The sequence below is a fragment of the Allobosea sp. AAP35 genome, assembly GCF_001295925.1.
Classification (GTDB): Bacteria; Pseudomonadota; Alphaproteobacteria; order Rhizobiales; family Beijerinckiaceae; genus Allobosea.
Genome location: NZ_LJHQ01000002.1, coordinates 81,034 through 99,821 on the forward strand (window position 1 = coordinate 81,034; position 18,788 = coordinate 99,821).

Genomic DNA, 18,788 nt, shown 5'->3' on the forward strand with positions numbered 1-18,788 from the left:
CCGCCTTATGCTCGTCACCCCGCCTGTGGCGGATGCCGATGCGATGGCTTTCAAGCTGATGCAGGCCCAGGCAGGCGGCGATCTTGCTGCCGTGATCCTGCGCCTTGCCGAGAGCGACGAGCGTAGCCGCATCGAGGCCGTCAAGCGCCTGGCAGGCCCTGTCCAGGCCGCCAATGTCGCGCTGGTCGTCGAAGCGTCCGCCCTGGTCGCCGCGCGCGGTGGCGCCGACGGCGTACATCTGACCGGCGGCCCCGAAGCCGTGGCCGAAGCGCGCTCCAGCCTGAAGGGCGAGCGCATCATCGGCGCCGGTGGCCTGCGCGCCCGGCACGATGCAATGGATATCGGTGAAGCCGGTGTCGATTACGTGCTGTTTGGCGAACCGCGCCCCGATGGCTCGCTGCCGCCGCTGGCGGCGGTGATCGAGCGGGCTGGCTGGTGGGCCGAGATCTTCGAGACCCCTTGCGTGGCCTATGCGCCCGATTTCGACTCCGTGCCGGCGCTGGTCGAAACCGGGGCGGAGTTCATCGCCCTCGGCGACTGGGCCTTCGCGGAGGGGCAGGATATCCGCGCCTTGGTCGAGCAGGCCAATGCCGCCATTGCCGCCTGCGCCATCCGGAAGGCGGCAAGGTGAGGCGCCTGCGCCGCGGCCTCGCCGGCCTCGCGCTGCTGGCAGGCTCGGCCCTCGCGCATCCGGCAGGCGCGGCCCCGAGCAGCGCCCCCCAAAGCGACGCCGCCTATGCCGCCTACCAGACCGGCCATTACCGCCGCGCCTTGTCGGAAGCGCTCAAGCGCATCGAGGCCGACAGCCGGGACGCCGCGGCGATGACGCTTCTCGGCGAGCTCTACCGGCAGGGCCTCGGCGTGCCTCCCGACCAGAAGGTCGCGACGGAATGGTATGAGCGCGCCTCGGAGCGAGGCGACATCAATGCGACCTATGCGCTGGCGATCGCCCTGCTCGACGAGGCCAGCGGCCGTCGCGACCCCGCGCGCGCCGGCATCCTCCTGCGACGGGCCGCCGAAGCGGGCCATGCTGCCGCCAACTACAACCTCGCGCTCGCCCTGCTCGCCACCGGGCAGCCGGAGGACGACGTGCTCGCCATCAGGAATCTCGAGTCCGCCGCGAAGGCTGGCATTCCCGATGCGCTGCACGCGCTCGCCACCCTGGCGAAACAGGGCCGCGGCATGCCCAAAAGCGACGTCCAGGCGGCCCAGTGGATGAAGCAGGCTGCCGAGGCCGGCTTCCTGCCCGCCGAAATCGAATACGCGATCATGCTCTTCAACGGCACCGGCGTCGCGGCCGACGAAACCGCCGCCGCCCGGCTGTTCCTGCGCGCCGCCGGCAAGGGCAACCCGATCGCGCAAAACCGCATCGCGCGGCTCTACCAGAGTGGCCGCGGCATTCCCCCCGACTCGATCGAGGCGGCAGCGTGGCATCTCGCCGCCCGCGCGCGCGGCCTCGACGATCCCGCGCTGGCGCAGCTTTTCGACCGGCTGACGCCGGAGCAGCAGACCCGCGCCGCCCGCATCGCGGCCGATCGGATCGAGAGCGCGGCCTTGACGTCGCCCTGACAGGCGAGCAAGTGACCGGTTGAAATTTTTGATGGCCCGCCGAGCGGCTCGCATTCGAGCGTCGCGGGATGCGCCGAGCCGGCGCGAACGAGGTTTTTGATGATCCGCTCTCCCCTGATGACCGTGATGACCGACGCCGTGATGAAGGCGTCCCGCTCGCTCAAGCGCGATTTCGGCGAGGTCGAGAACCTGCAGGTCCTCGCCAAGGGCCCGGGCGACTTCGTTTCCAAGGCCGACACCAAGGCCGAGGAGATCATCCGCGCCGCACTGGAGAAGGCGCGCCCCGGCTATGGCTTCGTCATGGAGGAGGCCGGCGCGGTCGCCGGCACCGACGAGAGCAACCGCTGGCATATCGACCCGCTCGACGGCACCCACAACTTCCTGCGCGGCATCCCGCACTGGAACATTTCGGTGGCGCTGGAGCGCGACAACCAGTTCATCGCCGGCGTGATCTACGATGCCGCCAAGGACGAGCTCTTCATCGCCGAGAAGGGCAAGGGCGCCTATGTCAACAACCGCCGCATGCGCGTCTCGGGCCGCCGCGAGCCGACCGAGATGCTGATCGGCATGGGCGTGCCGCATATCGGCAAGGGCGGCCATCCGCTCTTCCTGCGTGAGCTCGGCGCGGTCATGACGCGCTTCTCCAACGTTCGACGCATGGGTTGCGCCGCGCTCGACATCGCCTATGTCGCTGCGGGCCGCTTCGACGCCTGGTGGGAGCGCGATCTCAACACCTGGGATTTCGCGGCGGGCGCGGTGATGATCCGCGAGGCCGGCGGCACCTTCGGCACGCTCGACGGCAAGCAGCCGACCATGGCGCGCGACGTCATCTGCGGCAACGAGATCGGCGAGCCGGCCCTGCGAGCCGCGCTCAAGACGGCCTGAAGCGCGCCGCACCGCAGCAACAGGTCGCCACCGCGTCATATCTCTTTGATCTTTCGCGCTTGATCATCGCGGCAGGGAAAGCGACAGTCCCCCTGCGGCACGATGGCGAACGGAAGACGAAGCATGGCGAATGTGGATTTTGCGGCCGGGAGAGAGACGGCCGCGCCCGCTCGGGAGGAGGCACGCTTCTCGCGGCCCCTGCGCTACGTCATTCGCGCGGTCGTCTTTCTGGCGCTGATCGGCTTCCTCGGCTTCATCCTGCAGGCCGGGCTGATCACCGCCTTCATGACCAATCCGGGCCTGAACGGCCTGATCCTCGGCTCGCTCTTCGTCGGCGTGCTGATTGCCCTGCGCGAACTCTGGCGTATCCATTCCGAGGCGCGCGCCGCGACACGCCTGGCCGTCGATCCCGGTCAGGCACAGATCAGGCGCGGCGCGGTCATCGCACCGCTGAGCCCCGTCCTGTCGGCGCTCGACAGCCACAGCCTTGCGCCATCCCAGGCCGCGAGCGTGCTGGAATCGATCGCGGTCAGGCTCGACGACGGCCGCGAGGTGCTGCGCTATCTCGGAGGGCTCCTGGTCTTCCTGGGACTGCTTGGCACCTTCTGGGGCCTGCTCGACACGGTCTCCTCCGTCGGCAACGTCATCAAGAGCCTGCGCACCGGCGCCGAGGCCGGCGTGCTGTTCGACGAGCTCAAGGCCGGCCTCGCCGCCCCGCTCGCCGGCATGGGCCTGTCGTTTTCATCCTCGCTCTTCGGCATCGCGGGCTCTCTGATCCTCGGATTTCTCGAATTGCAGGTCGCCCAGGCCCAGCGCCGCTTCCGCAACGAGATCGAAAGCTGGCTCGGCACCCGCACTGCCATCGCCGGCGCCGCGCCGCTGGGCGGGCTCCAGCCCCTGACGGGCGACCCGCTTTCCGACCGTCTCGACCGGCTCGGCGCCGCCATGGCCGAGAGCGGCGCCAACAACCGCGCCGCGACCCAGGCGCTGGCCAGCCTGGCTGAGGGCATCCAGGGCCTCGTCCAGCACATGCGCTCGGAGCAGCAGCTCATCCGCGACTGGGTCGAGGCGCAGGCCGGGCGCGAGAAGGATCTGAAGCGGCTGCTGGAGCGCCTCACCGCCGACAATGTGATGGAGCCGTGATGGCGCTCCTCAAACTTGCCATGACGGCGCCGTCATCCCGGGCGACCGCAGGGAGACCCGGGATCTATTCCGGAACGGTTCAGGCATGGATCCCGGGTCTGCGCTTCGCTCCGCCCGGGATGACAACGCGTTTGACCCGGCAACAGTTCTAGGAGGGAGGAAACACCATGGCCCTCTCCCGCTCCCACCGCCGCGACGAGGTCAATTTCTGGCCGGGCTTCGTCGATGCGCTCTCGACGATGCTGATCGGCATCGTCTTCCTGCTCTCGGTTTTCGTGCTCGGCCAGTTCTTCCTGTCGCAGGAGCTGACCGGCAAGGACACCGCGCTCGATCGGCTGAACCGCCAGATCTCGGAGCTCACCGATCTGCTGGCCCTTGAGCGCTCCTCCAACCGCCAGGCTCAGGAAAGCCTGCAGCTCCTGCAATCCTCCCTGACCCGCGAACAGGCCGAGCGCGGCCGCATCCAGGACATGCTGAGTTCCCAGGCGAGCAATGCGCCGGCCCAGCTCACCGAGGCCCAGAAGGCGCTCGAAGCCGAAAAGCAGCTCTCCGCCCGTGCCCAGGCCACGGTGGAGATGGTCAACCAGCAGATCGTCGCGATGCGCCGCCAGCTCGCCGCTCTGGAGGAGGCGCTTGGCGCCTCCGAGGCCAAGGACAAGGAATCGCAGGCCCGCATCTCCGAACTCGGATCGCGCCTGAACGTGGCGATGGCCCAGCGCGTGCAGGAACTCGCCCGCTACCGTTCGGACTTCTTCGGCCGCCTGCGTCAGGTGCTCGGCACCAGGCCCGACATCCGCGTCGTCGGCGACCGCTTCGTCTTCCAGTCCGAAGTCTTCTTCGACGCCGGCCAGGCCGTGCTGAAGGCCGATGGACGCGGCGAACTCGACAAGCTCGGCGCCATCATCGCCGATCTCGGCCGCGAGATGCCGCCGGACATTCCCTGGATCCTGCGCGTCGACGGTCACACCGACAACAGACCGATCCGCAACAACCCGCTGTACCCGACCAACTGGCATCTCTCCGCCGGCCGCGCCATCGCCGTCGTCGAGTACCTCGTCACCAAGGGCATCCCGGCAGACCGCATCGCCGCGACCGGCTTCGGCGACAACCAGCCCCTCGACGTCGCCAACACCGACGATGCCTGGCGCCGCAACCGCCGCATCGAGTTCAAGATCACCGAGCGGTGAGGCATCCCATCGGACACGTTTGCATGTTTCGCCCGCGCGGGGCCGGTCTGCTGGCGCTAGCCCTCGCCACGCTCGCCGGCGGGCCCGCGATGGCCGAACCACGCGCCACGACCGTCGAGAACTGCGCCGCCTGCCACGGTGTGGACGGCATCGCGCGCGACACCGAGGTGCCCCATCTCGCCGGCCAGAACGAGCGCTACCTGTTCAACCAGATGATGGCGTTCCGCTCCGGCAAGCGTGTCCATAAGGAGATGCGCTACATGGCGCGCAATATGAGCGTCGAGGAGATCGCGGCGCTCGCCGCCTATTACGCGGCTCTGCCGCCGCGCTGAACTGACGCCGACCGGGGGACGAAAGCACCATGTCGACAGCCGAGCCCGCCGACGCCGCGCAGCGCCGCGCCAGACCCCTGACGGTCTGCTATCCTGTTGAGGCCCTGCCCAAACCCGACATGGCGATGCTGACGCGGGCCCGGCAGCAGCTGACGAAGATCGACGAGACCCTGGTCGCGCCGCGTGACGCCGAGGCCTTCGCGGTCCCTGGCGGCCACTTCTTTCGGATCATCGGCGTCGACGGCCCGCAGGTCGGCGATCTCAACCTCTGGAACGCGCACGACCTCTCGGAGCGGTTCTTCAGCGGCAAGACCCGCCAGCTCCACGCGACCCATGTCTCGACCGGCGACCGGCTCTGGAGCAGCCTGCCGGCCTTGCGGCCCCTGGCCACGATCACGCATGACACGCTGGCCTGGTACGGCTTCGACGCCGATGGTGGCGGCATCCATGACGTCATCGGCACGCGTTGCGACCCCTACACCAACCGCCTGTTGTCGGGCGGCGATTACCATCATTGCTGCCATTCCAACCTGACCCGCGCGCTGGCCAAGGCGAAGGGGATGCCGGTGAAGGAGGCCGAGATGCATGTCCACGACGTGCTCAACGTTTTCATGTGCACCGGCTTCACCCGCGACACGCATCAATATTTCATGAAGGCGAGCCCGGTGCGCCCGGGCGACTACATCGAGTTCTTCGCCGAGATCGACCTCATCGGCGCGCTCTCGGCCTGTCCCGGCGGCGATTGCAGCACGACCCATTCCAGCGATGTCGCCGCCTGCTACCCTCTCAAGGTCGAAATCTATCGCACCGAGCCGGCGCTGCTGGCCGGCTGGACCTCGCCGGAGCCCAGCGCCTATCCGCGCACGCATGGCCGGTGACGCCCGACAGAAGGCGTTGTTTGACAAACCTGCCCTTACGGAAGAGAAAAAATCGTGCGGGCAGGATACCGGTTTCCGGGGGGAAGCAGAATGCGGATAGCAGGCTTGGCGGCGTTCGCCGCCGTGATGTCGATCGGCACGCCGGTTGTCGCCCAGCAGCAGAGCGAAATCGTCTTCTGCAATAAGACCGGCTCGAAGATCTTCACCGCGCTGGCGCATGTCCCCCAGGCGACCAAGAAATGGACGCTGACCGCCTGGCAGACCATTCCCGCCGGAGGCTGCAAGAGCGTCGCCCGCTGGAACACCGCTCTGTTCTATTATTATGCGGAGAAGGAGGGCCGGACAGTCCACTGGCCCGCCAAATCCGGCGTCGACAAGACCTTCTGCGTGCCCTCCCGCGCGATCACCCGCGAGATCGTCGGCGGCACCTGCGCCTCGGGCGAACGCAGCGTCGGCTTCAAGGGCACCGTGCCGAACGCCGGCAAGTACACGATCAACCTGAACTCCTGATCGCGAGGCGCCGCTCAAGCCGCCTCCAGCCCGAACTGCAGCGCCGCCAGCCGCGCATAGAGCCCGCCCCGCGCCTTGAGCTCGGCATGGGTGCCCTCCTCGACGACGCAGCCGTCCTCCATCACAAGGATGCGGTCGGCAGAGAGGATGGTCGCGAGGCGATGCGCCACGACCAGCGTGGTGCGGCCTTTCATCAGCGCGTCGAGCGCGTTCTGCACGGCGCGCTCGCTTTCGGAATCGAGCGCGCTCGTCGCCTCGTCGAGCAGCAGGATCGGCGCGTCCTTGAGGACCGCGCGCGCGATCGCCAGCCGCTGGCGCTGCCCGCCCGACAGCGTCACGCCGCGCTCGCCGACGATCGTGTCGTAGCCCTGCGGCAACGCCCGGATGAATCCATCGGCCGCCGCCAGCCGTGCCGCCTCCTCGACCTCGGCCAGAGATGCATCGGGACGGCCATAGGCGATGTTGTCGCGCACCGAGACGCCGAAGACCGTCGGCTCCTGCGGCACCAGGGCGAAGCGCTCTCGCCAGGCCTCGGGGTCGGCTTGCGGCGCCGCCACGCCATCGACCACGACGCGGCCCGAGGCCGGGTCGAAGAAGCGCAGCGCCAACTGCAGCACCGTGCTCTTGCCGGCCCCCGAAGGCCCCACCAGCGCGACGCGCTCGCCCGGCCGCACCGTGAAGCTGAGCTGCGACAACGCCGCCACGCTGCGGCTGGGATAGCTGAAGGCGACGTTCTCGAAAGCGAGTTCGCCGCGCGGCGGCTGCGGCATCGCCACGGGGTTTGGCGGCGCCGCGATGGCGGGCTTCATCGCCAGGATCTCGCCCAGCCGCCCCGCCGCCCCGGCCGCGGCCGAGATCTCGCCATAAACCTCGGAGAGCTGCCCCAGCGAACTGGCTGCCAGCACCGCATAGAGCAGGAACTGCGACAGCCGCCCGCCGGTCATGCGGCCTTCGAACACCTCGGTCGCCCCGGTCCAGAGCACCCAGACGACGCTGGCGCTGACCAGGAAGATCGCAACGCCCGACAGAAGCGCGCGTCCTGCCGTCGCGGCCCGCGAGGCGTCATAGGCCTCGTCCGAGGCCGATGCGAACCGCGCCGCCGTCTGCCGCGCGGCCCCGAAGGACTGCATGGTGCGGATCGCGCCGACCGCTTCGGCCGCAAAAGCCGAGGCATCGGCCAGCCGGTCCTGCGCCGCGCGGGCGCGCTTGCGCACGGAGCGGCCGGAAAACACCAGCGGCAGCACGATCAGCGGAATGGCCCCGATCACGATCGCCGACAGCTGCGGGCTGGTGACGATCATCAGCGAGAGCGCGCCGATCGTCATGATCACGTTGCGCAGCGCGATCGAGGCCGTCGAGCCGAAGGTCGACTTGATCTGCGTGGTGTCGGCGGTCAGCCGCGAGACCAGATCGCCGGCCCGGCTGGAATCGAAGAAGGCCGGTTCCAGCCGGGTCAGATGCGAAAACACATCCGCGCGCAGATCAGCCACGATCCGCTCGCCGACCGTCATCACCAGATAGAACCGCGCGGAACTGGCCAGCGCCAGGACGGCGACGACGCCGATCAGCAGGATGAAATAGCTGTTGGCGAGTTGCTGTTCGCCGGCCGAGAACCCGACATCGATCACCCGGCGCACCGCCATCGGCAGCGCCAGCGTCGCGGCGGAAGCCACGACGAGCGCCAGCAGCGCCAGTCCGATCCGCCCCTTGTTCTTCAGCGCATAAGGCCAGAAGGAAGCCAGCAAGCGAAGATCGGGCCGGGCCTTCTTGGCGTCTTTTTGAAACTCCGCCACGCGTCTTTGTCCAGTCCTGCTTGCGCTGTCGGCGCGGCTACGATATGTGCTCGCGACTTCACGACAGGCTCTTACGAATTATTCGACGGGCCGGGCAGGCTTTGCCTGCTAGTCGCCCACGCCCGTTTATCGACGTTTGAGGATTTAGCCATGGCCAAGACCGGCATCCATCCCGACTACCACACCATCAAGGTCGTCATGACCAATGGCACGGAATACTTCACGCGCTCGACGATGGGCAAGGAGGGTGACACCCTCAACCTCGACATCGACCCGACGACGCACCCGGCCTGGACCGGCGGCACGCAGCACATGCTCGACCGTGGTGGCCGCGTTTCGCGCTTCAATTCGCGCTTTTCCGCCATCGGCGCGCTCGGCAAGAAGTGATCGTCGGGCTTTGACCTGACAGCGGGCGCCTTCGTCCGCGCTGATCTCAATCAAAACGGCCCGGTCTTTCGACCGGGCCGTTTTGATTGGCATGTATTTATCGTGGCCTGTGCCTGGCGGCGTGACGACGTGTCGCGAGCCGCCAGACGCTGTCTTGCTGCTCAGCCAGCCATTCCCAGCCGGGCCTTGAGGCCGGCAAGCTGGTCCTGGACCGGATTGGCCTTGTCGGCGACGGGCACCTGGCCCGACATCTGGCCCTCGAGATGGCGGATGCGCACCTGCAGCCGAAAGGAGTGGTCCATCAAATCGCGCAGGCCCTGCGGCAGCCGCTCGGTCTCAAGCTGCGCGGCGGACGCGATGGGCTCTGGAATCCGAACCTTGTCGTTTTCGGCCCGCGCCTGTTCGGCCGTCATCTCGCCCTCGGCGACGGCGCGCTGGACCAGAAGCCAGGACGCGATCTGCATCAGCCGTGTCGTCAGCCGCATGCTCTCGGTCGCATAGCTCAGCGCCACCTCCCGCGGCAGCGCAGCCGAATCGGCCCGCCCCTCACCGTCGAGATAGGCCGCGGTCTGCTCGACGAGCCCCATGCCCTCCCGAAACAGCGCCATGAAGGCATCCGACTTCACAAACCCCCGGGTGAAGGAGATTGCGCCGTCCTCGGCGTCGCGCGCGCGCAGCAGGTCGTTCATGGCCAGATCGTTCACCGCACTGTCTCCCATCGACACAACACCGTGTTCGCATGGCACGCGCCACGGTTCATGCCGTCGATGTCGCAAGGATAGCGCCGATGCCGGGGGGCCGCGCTGTTAAGGTGCGGTTAACCTTAACGCCGATGCCGAACGCAAAAAAGAGCCGCCCGGAGGCGGCTCGAAGGTCAACAGGGAGGCGTCAAACAGAGCGGGCAGGAGCCACTCACATCCAGACGATCTGGACGGTTCGATTCATACTTTGGAATCGTTAATCAGCCCTTAACGCCTTTCGAATCGGCCGCTGTTTCAATCGTTTTTCCGGAAAAAGGCATCGGCGGCGTCGCGAGAGATTGCCTTCTTCTCCCTCGCCCGGGCCAGCCGCTCGATCTCCGCCTGCAGCGCCGCGACCCGCAGATCGATCTCGGCGAGCGAGAGCATCGACAGATCCTGCCCGATCTCGTGGACGGGCTTGGGCCTTGGACGGTCATCGTCGGAAAACAGCGCCATCAGGGTCTCCGTTGCTACAGCTCCAGGAGTTTAAGCTCGATGGCCCCGCCGCGCCACCGCCGCCCGGGTGGCACGATCAGCGTGCTTTTTCTTGGACAGCGGCGCCCGCCTCGCCTATAAGCCGCGCCATCCTGTTCATCGTCGATGATGTGGATGGCCGGCCGACAAGGCCGGTCGGCGCCCGAGAGCTATTGTCCGCGACGTTGACCCGGCCCCGATCGCCGGCTTTCGAAATTCAGGAGACAGCCTGTGTCGTTACCCCCGCTGATGCCGAAGGCCACCGCGGTCTGGCTGGTCGAGAACACGTCCCTGACCTTCGAGCAGATCGCCGAGTTCTGCAAACTCCACCCGCTCGAAGTGCGCGGCATCGCCGATGGCGAAGTCGCCGCCGGCATCAAGGGGCTCGATCCGATCAATTCGGGACAGCTCACCCGCGAAGAACTCGAGCGCGCCGCCGGCAACCCCGCCCATCACCTCAAGCTTGCCGAGCGCAAGGTGAAGGTGCCGGAGATGAAGAAGTCCAAGGGCCCGCGCTACACGCCGGTCTCCAAGCGCCAGGACCGGCCCAACGCCATCCTCTGGCTGCTGCGCAACCATCCCGAGCTGAAGGACGCCCAGGTCATCCGCCTGATCGGCACCACCAAGTCGACCATCGCCCAGATCCGTGACCGGACGCACTGGAACGCCCAGACCCTGTCGCCGATCGATCCGGTCAGCCTCGGTCTGTGCTCGCAGATCGATCTGGACTTCGAGGTCGGCCGCGCCGCCAAGGACCGCCCCGCCGCGATCGTCGAGACCGGCTCGACCCTGCTGCCGACGGAAGAAACCACCGCGCCTGCATCCGCACCGATCGGCCAGACCTTCGCCGACATGGGCAAGCCCAAGCGCGAGGAAGAGGCCGCGATCGACGTCGATTCGGTGTTCTCCAAGCTCAAGCAGATGAAGCGTCCGGTCGACGAGGACGACGAGGGCTGAGCGCGAGGTTTTCCGGAGGGCCGCGCCTAGAGCCAGCTCTCCGGGTCTCGCTTGCCGTGGATGACACGGACGATATCGACCCCGTCGGGCGTTGGCCGGTATAAAATGACGTAGGGCCCGTGCGGGAACAGCCTCACCTCCCGACCGATATCAGGACGTGACGGCCCCAGGCCTGGCATATCGCCGAGATGGCCGAAGCGGCGGTCGAGCGCGTCGAGCCAATTGCGGGCGGCGGAAGGGCTTTCTGCACTGATTCCGGCGGCGATGGATGTGATGTCGCTCATCGCCCGGGGCAGAATGCGAAAACCCGTCTGCGTTACGCGTCTTGTGTGTCAAAGACAGCAGCGCGAATGCGGGCGAAAGCCTCTTTGCCGTCGACAGGCTCCCCGCTCGCAATCCCCTCCTCATAGGCCTGCTTCAGCCGCGCCAGTTCGAGCGCCCGGATTTCCTCGCGCTGCTCCCAGAGGCGCAGCGCGTCGCGCACCACCTCGCTGTTGGAGGCATAGGCGCCGCTCTCGACGGCCTGGCTCAACCGCGCCAACTGCTTGGGCGAGAGCGAAATGGTGAGGGGGCGCATGGCATCGTGTTTCATGCGCGCATCCTAGCAAAACTCACAATTCCTCACAAGAACGCATAAGAACCAACGTCGGGCGAGCGCCTACCCCAGCCCTCTGCCCTTCAGCGCCACGCCGATCTCATCGAGTACGGCCGGGTCCTCGATGGTGGCCGGCACGGCGTAATCCTCGCCATCGGCGATCTTCTTCATCGTCGCCCGCAGGATCTTGCCGGAGCGCGTCTTCGGCAGCCGCCCGACCGTCAGCGCCAGGCGGAAGGCGGCGACCGGGCCGATTTTCTCGCGCACCAGCGCCACCAGCTCGCGCTCGATTGCGTCGGGGCTCTGCGTCACGCCCGATTTCAGCACGACGAAGCCGCAGGGCTGCTCGCCCTTGATCGCATCGCGGATGCCGACGACGGCACATTCCGCCACCGCCGGATGCGAGGCCAGCACCTCTTCCATGCCGCCTGTCGAGAGCCGGTGGCCGGCGACATTGATGATGTCGTCGGTGCGTCCCATGATGAAGACATAGCCATCGGCATCGATGAAGCCGGCATCCGAGGTGTTGTAGTAGCCCGGGAAGGCTGCGAGATAGGACTCGACGAAGCGCGCGTCGGCCTGCCACAAAGTCGGCAGGGCGCAGGGCGGCAAGGGCAATTTGAGGACGATGGCGCCCATCGTCCCGGCCGGCACCGGCCGCCCACCCTCGTCGACGCATTGCACATCGTAGCCCGGCATCGGCACACTCGGGGAGCCCGGCTTCACGGGGAGCAGTTCTAGCCCGAGCGGATTGCCGACGATTGGCGAGCCGGTCTCGGTCTGCCACCAATGGTCGATCACCGGCACCTTCAGGATGTCCTGCGCCCAGACCAGCGTGTCCGGATCGGCCCGCTCGCCCGCCAGGAACAGCGCCCGGAAATGCGAGAGGTCATAGGCTGGCAGCAGCGTTGCGTCGGGATCTTCCTTGCGGATCGCGCGGAATGCGGTCGGCGCGGTGAAGAGCACCACCGCCTTGTGTTCGGCGATCAGCCGCCAGAACGCGCCGGCATCGGGCGTGCCCACCGGCTTGCCCTCATAGAGCACGGAGGTCGCGCCCTGCAGCAGCGGCGCATAGACGATGTAGCTGTGACCGACGACCCAGCCGACATCCGACGCCGTGATCATCACCTCGCCGGGCTTCACCCCGTAGAGGTTGTCCATGGTCCATTTCAGCGCGACCATGTGGCCACCATTGTCGCGCACCACGCCCTTGGGCCTGCCCGTCGTGCCGGATGTGTAGAGGATATAGAGCGGATCGGTCGCCGCGACCTCGACGCAGTCCGCCCGTCGCCCTTGCGCCTTCGCCGCCGCGACCAGCATGCGCCAGTTCCTGTCGCGGGTCGCATGCATCGAGGCCTCGACCTGCGGCCGCTGCAGGATCAGGCAGGCCTGGGGCTTGTGCGCGGACAGCGCGATCGCCTCGTCGAGCAGCGGCTTGTAGGCGACCACGCGGCTGGGCTCGATGCCGCAGGTCGCCGCCAGGATGACCCTGGGCGTCGCATCCTCGATGCGCGTTGCCAGTTCCTTGGCCGCAAAGCCGCCGAACACCACCGAATGCACCGCCCCGATGCGGGCGCAGGCGAGCATGGCGAAGGCGGCCTCCGGCACCATCGGCATGTAGATGACGACGCGGTCGCCCTTGCCGACGCCGAGATCCTGCAGCACGGCGGCCAACGCCGAGACCTCGTCGAGCACCTGTGCGTAGCTGTAGACGCTCTTGGTGCCGGTCACCGGGCTGTCATGGATCAGCGCCGGCTGCTCGCCGCGCCCGTCGCGAACATGCCGGTCGAGCGCGTTGAAGCAGGTGTTGCAGGTCGCGTCCGGGAACCAGCGCCCATAGGCGCCCTGCGTGGCGTCGAAGATCCGCTGCGGCGACGACACCCAGTCGATCGCCTGCGCGGCCTCCGCCCAGAAGCCTTCCCGATCGGCCTGCCAGCGCGCATAGACCTGCTTGTAACGGCCCGCCTCGGTCATCGTTCGCCCTCCCCAGATCTTGTTTTTATGATCTTCCCTTCACAGAGGCGGCGTGCACCGTCGAGAGCGACTTTCGCACATGGCGCCCCTGAGCCCTTGAACTTCTACCGCGCCTCGGAAGATGCCACGGTTGATCTGGCGCAATCGCCGCCCTTCGCCTTTCGGACCTCTCCCGACCATGCTGCTCGACCCCGCCTTCTTCGCCGCCATGGTGCCGGCGGTCATCCTGATGGGGCTGTCGAAGGGCGGCTTTTCGGGGCTGGGCCTGCTCTCGTTGCCGCTGATGGCGCAAGTCGTCTCCCCGGTGACGGCCGCCGCGATCATGCTGCCGGTGCTGATGTCGCAGGATGTCGTGACCGTCTGGTCCTATCGCCGCGATTTCGACCGCCGCACGCTGGCGACGCTGCTGCCCGGCGCCGCGCTCGGCATCTTCGCGGGGTATCTTCTGGCGGCGCGGGTTGCGGATGGCGCCGTGGTGCTGGCGATCGGGCTGATCTCGGTCGTCTTCGCGCTGCGCAATCTCGTCTCCGGCGGCAAGGCAGAGTTGCCGCCGACGCGCTCGAACTATCCGCAAGGCACCTTCTGGGGCGCGCTGTCGGGCTTCACCAGCATGATCGCCCATGCCGGCGGACCGCCCTACCAGATCTACACCATGCCGCTGCGGCTACCGCCGGCCGTCTTCGTCGGCACCGGCGCCCTGTTCTTCGCGCTGATCAACATCATCAAGGTCGTGCCCTATATCGCCCTCGGCCAGTTCACGACCGCCAACCTCACCGCCTCGCTGGCGCTGCTCCCCGTCGCCATCGTCTCGACGTTGGCCGGCGTCTGGCTGGTGCGCCGTGTGCCGGTGAAGCGCTTTTACAGGATCATCTACACGCTGCTGCTGCTGGTCGGGCTGAAGCTGACCTATGACGGGCTGAAAGGCCTGCACTGGCTGGGCTGAGGGGCGCCTGCTCTCCTCGCCCCCTTGCGCACCATCGGACAAAGGGATGGATTACGCACAAGGCCCGCAGAGGCTAAGCCGAACGGGAGGGGACACCGCATGACGACATCCGCCTACGACACCGATCTCGACCGCAACCCGGCCAACCACCAGCCGCTGACGCCCTTGCCCTTCCTCGAGCGCGCGGCCTCGGTCTTCCCCAACCACACAGCGATCATCCACGGCCCGCTGCGGCGCTCTTACGCGGAGTTCTACGCCCGCTCGCGGCGGCTGGCCTCGGCGCTGGTCCGCCATGGTGTCGGCAAGAACGACACCGTCGCCGCCATGCTGCCCAACACCCCTGCGATGCTCGAATGCCATTATGGCGTGCCGATGTGCGGCGCCGTGCTGAACACGCTCAACACCCGCCTCGACGCCGCGATCATCGCGTTCTCGCTCGACCATGGCGACGCCAAGGTCCTGATCACCGACCGGGAGTTCTCGAAGACAATTCGAGAGGCGCTGACGCTGTGCAAGGCCAAGCCCTTGGTCATCGACTATGACGACCCGGTCTATGATGGCCCAGGCGAACGGCTTGGAACGGTCGAATACGAGGATTTCATCGCCGCCGGCGATCCGGATTTCGACTGGCAGATGCCTGCGGACGAGTGGGATGCCATCACGCTCAACTACACATCCGGCACGACGGGCGACCCCAAGGGCGTGGTCTACCACCATCGCGGCGCCAACCTGCTGGCGACCTCGAACATCATCACCGGCAATATGGGCAAGCACCCGGTCTATCTCTGGACGCTGCCGATGTTCCACTGCAATGGCTGGTGCTTCCCCTGGTCGCTGTCGCTCGTCGCCGGCACCCATGTCTGCCTGCGCCAGGTCCGCGCAAAGGCGATGTATGATGCGCTCGCCGACCATGGCGTGACGCATCTGTGCGGCGCGCCGATCGTGATGTCCGCCCTCATCAACGCCCCCGAAGACGAGCGCCGCGCCTTCTCCCAGACCGTTTCCTTCTTCACCGCGGCCGCCCCCCCGCCGGAGGCTGTGCTTGCCGGCATGAAGCAGGCCGGCTTCGAGGTGACGCATCTTTATGGGCTGACCGAGGTCTACGGTCCCGCCGTCGTCAACGATTGGAACGGCGAGTGGGACGCCCTGCCCGCCCCTGAGCAGGCCGCGCTGAAAGCCCGCCAGGGCGTGCGCTATCCGGCGCTCGAAGGGCTCGACGTGCTCGACCCCGAGACGATGCAGCCCGTCCCGCGCGACGGCGCCACGCTGGGCGAAGTCATGATGCGCGGCAATGTCGTGATGAAGGGCTATCTCAAGAACGCGAAATCGACGGAGGCCGCCTTCACCGGCGGCTGGTTCCACACCGGCGATCTCGGGGTGCGCTACCCGGACGGCTACATCCAGCTCAAGGACCGCTCCAAGGACATCATCATCTCGGGCGGCGAGAACATCTCCTCGATCGAGGTCGAGGACGCGCTCTTCAAGCATCCGGCCGTTCAGACCGCCGCCGTGGTCGCCAGGCCCGACGAGAAATGGGGCGAGACCCCTTGCGCCTTCATCGAACTCAAGCCGGGCAAGACGGCGACGCAAGCCGAGATCATCGCCTGGTGCCGGGATCACCTCGCCGCCTTCAAATGCCCGAGAACGGTGGTCTTCACCGAAGTCCCCAAGACGTCGACCGGCAAGATCCAGAAATTCAGGCTGCGCGAGATGGCGCGGGCACTTTAGCCCGCACCATCTATTTGCGTAGCCGATCAGGCACCGGCGTAGGTCAGCGTGCCATTGGGCGTCGCGCTGTCGACCGCCTCCGGCACCACGCGGGACAGTCGCGCGAGCAACTCGTCGCGCGAGAGGCCGGTCTGACGCGTCAGCGTCTCGATCATCTCCGGGCCCAGCGCCTGCTCGAGATCGGGCGGCGCGACCTCTGCGTTGGGACCCTGCCTGACCCATGAATCGGCCTTGTCGCCCTGGCCAGCCTGCTTGAACTTGTCGATCAGTTCTCCGAGCCCTCCGCCCAGCATTCCACCGATCCCGCCAGCGCCCATCATGCCGCCGAGATTGCCGAGGATGCCGCCTTCGCTGCGTCCGGACTGGCCCTGCCCTGCCGTGCCAGCCATCGACCCCTGCCCGACATCGGGACGTGTCGCGCCCTGCAACCACTCGCCGATCTTGTCGCGGTTCTGATAGCCCGCGACAGCCAGGAGGCCCAGCAGCGCCGTCAGTGATGGGAAAGCGCTATTTGCGTTATCGTTCACAGCCAAACCTCCTGCGTGTGGAACAGCTGCTCAGACCGAGCTTCTGCGGTTGGAAAACATCGCCCAGACGACAAGGACGATCACGGCGCCGACGACGGCACCGATCAGGCCCGCACCTTCGCCGGGCCCGTACCAGCCCATCGCTTGTCCGAGATAGGTCGCGACGAACGCCCCGACGATGCCAAGGATGGTGGTCAGAATGAAGCCGGACGGCTCGTTCGAGCCCGGCGTCAGGAATTTGGCGATGATGCCCGCCAGAAAGCCGATGATGATCGTTCCAAGAATGCCCATGTTGTCCTCGCTGTCAGCGCCCATATGCCGAGGAGAAATGCAGTGGGCGCCCTGAGGTTCCGTGGGATCGCAGCGATCCCCGGTCCGCCAACGAATCGCGCCAGCGGCGGCTGACGTTTCTTTTTGGCCCTATGGTGCTGGGACGGCAGGCTTGGCGGGCACCGACCAGGTGCTGGTCCACGTCTCCGACAGGGTTTGCCCACGCGAACGCAGGAAGAGCCGCAGCTCCGCCGTCTCGCCCTCGGGCAGCCGCGCATCGACGATCATGCGAAAGCCTTTCGCGTCTGGGTTGGGCTGCAGGATCGTCGAGGTGATCGTTCCGGCGGTGACCGACGCCGCGATCTCGACACGATCAGGCGCGGCGAGATGATATTCGAGGTCTCCACCGGCGAAATCGACGATGAAGCGCTTGGTGCCATGTCCCTCGACATGCCCGTCCTCGAGATCGGAACCATTGAAGCTGTGCTGCGTCTGGGCGTAGTCGTGCAGATGCCTCGTGGTCGATAGTGCCGTGATCCGGTAGCGGAACTCGGACGGCTCGCCGACCGGCAGCGGCGTGTTCGGCGTCCAGCAGGCGCCGATATTGTCGAACGCCTCGTTGTCCGTCGGAATCTCGATCAGTTCGACGCGGCCCTGGCCCCAGTTGCCCAGCGGCTCGACCCAGTATCCCGGCCGTGCGTGATAATGCGCCTCGAGATCCTGATAATTGCCGAAATCCCGGTCGCGCTGCATCAGCCCGAAGCCGCGCGGATTGTCGTCGCTGAAGCTCGATATGCGCAGGCTGGTCGGATTGCGGAGCGGCCGCCAGATCCATTCGCCCTGGCCGGTCTGCAGCATCAAGCCGTCGGAATCATGGATTTCGGGCCGGAAATCGCTGCGCTGGGCCAGATCGCCTTCCCCGGCCTGGAACATCGAGGTCAGGGGCGCGATGCCGAGCCGCTCGATGCTGCGCCGCGGAAAGACCGTCGCGGTGACCTCGGCATGGGTCTTCTGGCCGGGCCTGACGACATAGCGATAGGCGCCGGAGACCGAGGGCGAATCGAGCAGGGCATAGATCACCAGTTCGCTCGACTCGCGGGAAGGCTCCTCCAGCCAGAGCGCCCGCATGAACGGGAACTCCTCCGGCTGCGCGCCGCCGATATCCAGCGCCAGCGACCGCGCGGACAGCCCATAATGATGCCCCCGCCCGATCAACCTGAAATAGCTCGCGCCCAGAAACGAGATGACCTCGTCCTGCCGGCGGGGATCGTTGAGCGTGGTGGTGACGGCAAAGCCCGCAAATCCCATCGAGGGCGACAAGCCCTTGGGCACCGGGACCTTGCCGTACTCGAACAGCGAGGTGGTGAAGGGGATGGGCATGGCGGCGCCATCGTTGATGATGTGAAGCTGCACCGGCTTGTCGTGCAGGAAGCCGAGATGGAACGGCAGCAGCCGGAAATCCGAGCCCCCCTCTCGCCAGAATATCCGCTCGCGCCGGAACCGGATCTCGCGATAGCTGTCATAGGTCAGCTTCGACAGCTCCGCCGGAATCGAGGCCGCATCGGCATCGAAAGGCCGTTCGCCGAGCTGGCGGGCCTGGGCCACGACGTCCTCATAGCTGAAGCCTCGGCTTGGTGCGGGAGAATTTGGCACCGTCTGGGCGAAGGCGGGGCTCAGCCCGAGCGCGCAGGAGGACAACAGCAGCGCCAGCGTCTCGCGCCGCGAAGCCCCGGCCGGCGCCAGTCGCGGCGCCCGGAGGGTCGTATCAGCGCCGGGAGCGTCTGTGTCGTCTTGCGGTCGCATCATTCGTTCCTGCCTGTCTCCGCCTAACCAGAAGCGCCCGGCAGAAGTTCCGCGTGGCAGGCGAGCGATGCGAACGGCCAGAAACCGGCGACA

At 67.0% G+C, this 18,788-nt stretch carries 21 protein-coding genes; 12 read left to right on the plus strand and 9 right to left on the minus strand.

The window, feature by feature from the left end:
- Positions 1 to 7 precede the first annotated feature (7 nt).
- The 8 genes from IP69_RS00680 (at position 8) to IP69_RS00715 (ending at position 6,504) form a co-directional block, all read left to right on the plus strand.
- Entirely contained in the window at positions 8 to 631 is a 624-nt protein-coding gene (locus tag IP69_RS00680) for a thiamine phosphate synthase (RefSeq protein ID WP_282568222.1), read from the plus strand.
- A complete protein-coding gene (locus tag IP69_RS00685; protein WP_248306654.1) occupies positions 628 to 1,569 on the plus strand; it encodes a sel1 repeat family protein in 942 nt (313 codons plus the stop codon). Before IP69_RS00680 ends, IP69_RS00685 begins: the two co-directional genes overlap by 4 nt.
- Positions 1,570 to 1,668: 99 nt before the next feature.
- Positions 1,669 to 2,454 carry an inositol monophosphatase family protein gene (locus IP69_RS00690; RefSeq protein ID WP_054140877.1) on the plus strand — a complete coding sequence of 262 codons (786 nt, stop codon included), beginning with the start codon at positions 1,669 to 1,671 and terminating at the stop codon, positions 2,452 to 2,454.
- A 123-nt stretch (positions 2,455 to 2,577) separates the two neighbouring features.
- Positions 2,578 to 3,597: a hypothetical protein gene (locus tag IP69_RS00695; protein ID WP_054140878.1), complete on the plus strand. Its 1,020-nt coding sequence runs from the start codon at positions 2,578 to 2,580 to the stop codon at positions 3,595 to 3,597.
- Between the two features lie 167 nt (positions 3,598 to 3,764).
- The gene (locus IP69_RS00700; protein WP_054140879.1) at positions 3,765 to 4,784 is read left to right on the plus strand and encodes a peptidoglycan -binding protein; all 1,020 of its coding nucleotides are present in this window, start codon (positions 3,765 to 3,767) and stop codon (positions 4,782 to 4,784) included.
- Between the two features lie 23 nt (positions 4,785 to 4,807).
- Positions 4,808 to 5,116: a c-type cytochrome gene (locus IP69_RS00705; protein ID WP_054140880.1), complete on the plus strand. Its 309-nt coding sequence runs from the start codon at positions 4,808 to 4,810 to the stop codon at positions 5,114 to 5,116.
- Positions 5,117 to 5,145: 29 nt separating this feature from the next.
- On the plus strand, positions 5,146 to 5,994 hold the full coding sequence (locus tag IP69_RS00710; RefSeq protein WP_054140881.1) for a DUF1989 domain-containing protein: 849 nt from the start codon (positions 5,146 to 5,148) through the stop codon (positions 5,992 to 5,994).
- 105 nt (positions 5,995 to 6,099) lie between these two features.
- The gene (locus IP69_RS00715) at positions 6,100 to 6,504 is read left to right on the plus strand and encodes a DUF1036 domain-containing protein (protein WP_054140882.1); all 405 of its coding nucleotides are present in this window, start codon (positions 6,100 to 6,102) and stop codon (positions 6,502 to 6,504) included.
- A gap of 14 nt (positions 6,505 to 6,518) precedes the next feature.
- Here the strand turns inward: IP69_RS00715 and IP69_RS00720 are convergent, their stop codons facing one another.
- A complete protein-coding gene (locus IP69_RS00720; RefSeq protein ID WP_054140883.1) occupies positions 6,519 to 8,249 on the minus strand; it encodes an ABC transporter transmembrane domain-containing protein in 1,731 nt (576 codons plus the stop codon).
- Positions 8,250 to 8,447: 198 nt separating this feature from the next.
- Here IP69_RS00720 and rpmE point away from each other — a divergent pair, with 198 nt between their 5' ends.
- Positions 8,448 to 8,684 carry a 50S ribosomal protein L31 gene (rpmE, locus tag IP69_RS00725; RefSeq protein WP_054140884.1) on the plus strand — a complete coding sequence of 79 codons (237 nt, stop codon included), beginning with the start codon at positions 8,448 to 8,450 and terminating at the stop codon, positions 8,682 to 8,684.
- Between the two features lie 161 nt (positions 8,685 to 8,845).
- On the opposite strand, the gene IP69_RS00730 is transcribed toward rpmE, so the two are convergent.
- Positions 8,846 to 9,388: a DUF1465 family protein gene (locus tag IP69_RS00730; RefSeq protein ID WP_248306655.1), complete on the minus strand. Its 543-nt coding sequence runs from the start codon at positions 9,386 to 9,388 to the stop codon at positions 8,846 to 8,848.
- A 291-nt stretch (positions 9,389 to 9,679) separates the two neighbouring features.
- Positions 9,680 to 9,880, minus strand: coding sequence for a DUF1192 domain-containing protein (locus IP69_RS00735; protein WP_054140885.1), 201 nt, complete (start codon positions 9,878 to 9,880; stop codon positions 9,680 to 9,682).
- Between the two features lie 249 nt (positions 9,881 to 10,129).
- Here IP69_RS00735 and IP69_RS00740 point away from each other — a divergent pair, with 249 nt between their 5' ends.
- Entirely contained in the window at positions 10,130 to 10,855 is a 726-nt protein-coding gene (locus IP69_RS00740; RefSeq protein ID WP_054140886.1) for a cell cycle transcriptional regulator TrcR, read from the plus strand.
- Between the two features lie 26 nt (positions 10,856 to 10,881).
- On the opposite strand, the gene IP69_RS00745 is transcribed toward IP69_RS00740, so the two are convergent.
- The 3 genes from IP69_RS00745 to IP69_RS00755 all read right to left on the minus strand — a co-directional run bounded on the left by IP69_RS00745 (position 10,882) and on the right by IP69_RS00755 (position 13,424).
- On the minus strand, positions 10,882 to 11,154 hold the full coding sequence (locus tag IP69_RS00745; protein WP_349236283.1) for a type II toxin-antitoxin system RelE/ParE family toxin: 273 nt from the start codon (positions 11,152 to 11,154) through the stop codon (positions 10,882 to 10,884).
- Between the two features lie 17 nt (positions 11,155 to 11,171).
- Positions 11,172 to 11,447, minus strand: coding sequence for a type II toxin-antitoxin system ParD family antitoxin (locus tag IP69_RS00750; RefSeq protein WP_054140888.1), 276 nt, complete (start codon positions 11,445 to 11,447; stop codon positions 11,172 to 11,174).
- A 66-nt stretch (positions 11,448 to 11,513) separates the two neighbouring features.
- Complete coding sequence (locus IP69_RS00755) at positions 11,514 to 13,424, minus strand: propionyl-CoA synthetase (protein WP_054140889.1); 1,911 nt, start codon at positions 13,422 to 13,424, stop codon at positions 11,514 to 11,516.
- A 178-nt stretch (positions 13,425 to 13,602) separates the two neighbouring features.
- Here IP69_RS00755 and IP69_RS00760 point away from each other — a divergent pair, with 178 nt between their 5' ends.
- Together IP69_RS00760 and IP69_RS00765 are read left to right on the plus strand one after the other, a co-directional pair.
- On the plus strand, positions 13,603 to 14,367 hold the full coding sequence (locus tag IP69_RS00760) for a sulfite exporter TauE/SafE family protein (RefSeq protein ID WP_054140940.1): 765 nt from the start codon (positions 13,603 to 13,605) through the stop codon (positions 14,365 to 14,367).
- Positions 14,368 to 14,466: 99 nt separating this feature from the next.
- Positions 14,467 to 16,095 carry an acyl-CoA synthetase gene (locus IP69_RS00765; protein WP_054140890.1) on the plus strand — a complete coding sequence of 543 codons (1,629 nt, stop codon included), beginning with the start codon at positions 14,467 to 14,469 and terminating at the stop codon, positions 16,093 to 16,095.
- A gap of 26 nt (positions 16,096 to 16,121) precedes the next feature.
- Here IP69_RS00765 and IP69_RS00770 read toward each other — a convergent pair whose 3' ends face one another.
- The 3 genes from IP69_RS00770 to IP69_RS00780 form a co-directional block, all read right to left on the minus strand.
- Complete coding sequence (locus tag IP69_RS00770; RefSeq protein WP_248306656.1) at positions 16,122 to 16,622, minus strand: YidB family protein; 501 nt, start codon at positions 16,620 to 16,622, stop codon at positions 16,122 to 16,124.
- Positions 16,623 to 16,652: 30 nt separating this feature from the next.
- Complete coding sequence (locus IP69_RS00775; protein WP_054140942.1) at positions 16,653 to 16,913, minus strand: GlsB/YeaQ/YmgE family stress response membrane protein; 261 nt, start codon at positions 16,911 to 16,913, stop codon at positions 16,653 to 16,655.
- A 129-nt stretch (positions 16,914 to 17,042) separates the two neighbouring features.
- Complete coding sequence (locus IP69_RS00780) at positions 17,043 to 18,695, minus strand: glucan biosynthesis protein (protein ID WP_082358722.1); 1,653 nt, start codon at positions 18,693 to 18,695, stop codon at positions 17,043 to 17,045.
- Positions 18,696 to 18,788: the final 93 nt, after the last annotated feature.

Excerpts from the sequence above, each read along its gene's own strand:
- IP69_RS00735 (WP_054140885.1), bottom strand. The coding sequence starts at position 9,880 with ATGGCGCTGTTTTCCGACGATGACCGTCCAAGGCCCAAGCCCGTCCAC.
- IP69_RS00780 (WP_082358722.1), bottom strand. The coding sequence starts at position 18,695 with ATGCGACCGCAAGACGACACAGACGCTCCCGGCGCTGATACGACCCTC.
- IP69_RS00775 (WP_054140942.1), bottom strand. The coding sequence starts at position 16,913 with ATGGGCATTCTTGGAACGATCATCATCGGCTTTCTGGCGGGCATCATC.
- IP69_RS00680 (WP_282568222.1), top strand. The coding sequence starts at position 8 with ATGCTCGTCACCCCGCCTGTGGCGGATGCCGATGCGATGGCTTTCAAG.
- IP69_RS00760 (WP_054140940.1), top strand. The coding sequence starts at position 13,603 with ATGCTGCTCGACCCCGCCTTCTTCGCCGCCATGGTGCCGGCGGTCATC.
- IP69_RS00765 (WP_054140890.1), top strand. The coding sequence starts at position 14,467 with ATGACGACATCCGCCTACGACACCGATCTCGACCGCAACCCGGCCAAC.
- IP69_RS00750 (WP_054140888.1), bottom strand. The coding sequence starts at position 11,447 with ATGAAACACGATGCCATGCGCCCCCTCACCATTTCGCTCTCGCCCAAG.
- rpmE (WP_054140884.1), top strand. The coding sequence starts at position 8,448 with ATGGCCAAGACCGGCATCCATCCCGACTACCACACCATCAAGGTCGTC.
- IP69_RS00690 (WP_054140877.1), top strand. The coding sequence starts at position 1,669 with ATGATCCGCTCTCCCCTGATGACCGTGATGACCGACGCCGTGATGAAG.
- IP69_RS00755 (WP_054140889.1), bottom strand. The coding sequence starts at position 13,424 with ATGACCGAGGCGGGCCGTTACAAGCAGGTCTATGCGCGCTGGCAGGCC.
- IP69_RS00705 (WP_054140880.1), top strand. The coding sequence starts at position 4,808 with ATGTTTCGCCCGCGCGGGGCCGGTCTGCTGGCGCTAGCCCTCGCCACG.
- IP69_RS00695 (WP_054140878.1), top strand. The coding sequence starts at position 2,578 with ATGGCGAATGTGGATTTTGCGGCCGGGAGAGAGACGGCCGCGCCCGCT.
- IP69_RS00700 (WP_054140879.1), top strand. The coding sequence starts at position 3,765 with ATGGCCCTCTCCCGCTCCCACCGCCGCGACGAGGTCAATTTCTGGCCG.
- IP69_RS00710 (WP_054140881.1), top strand. The coding sequence starts at position 5,146 with ATGTCGACAGCCGAGCCCGCCGACGCCGCGCAGCGCCGCGCCAGACCC.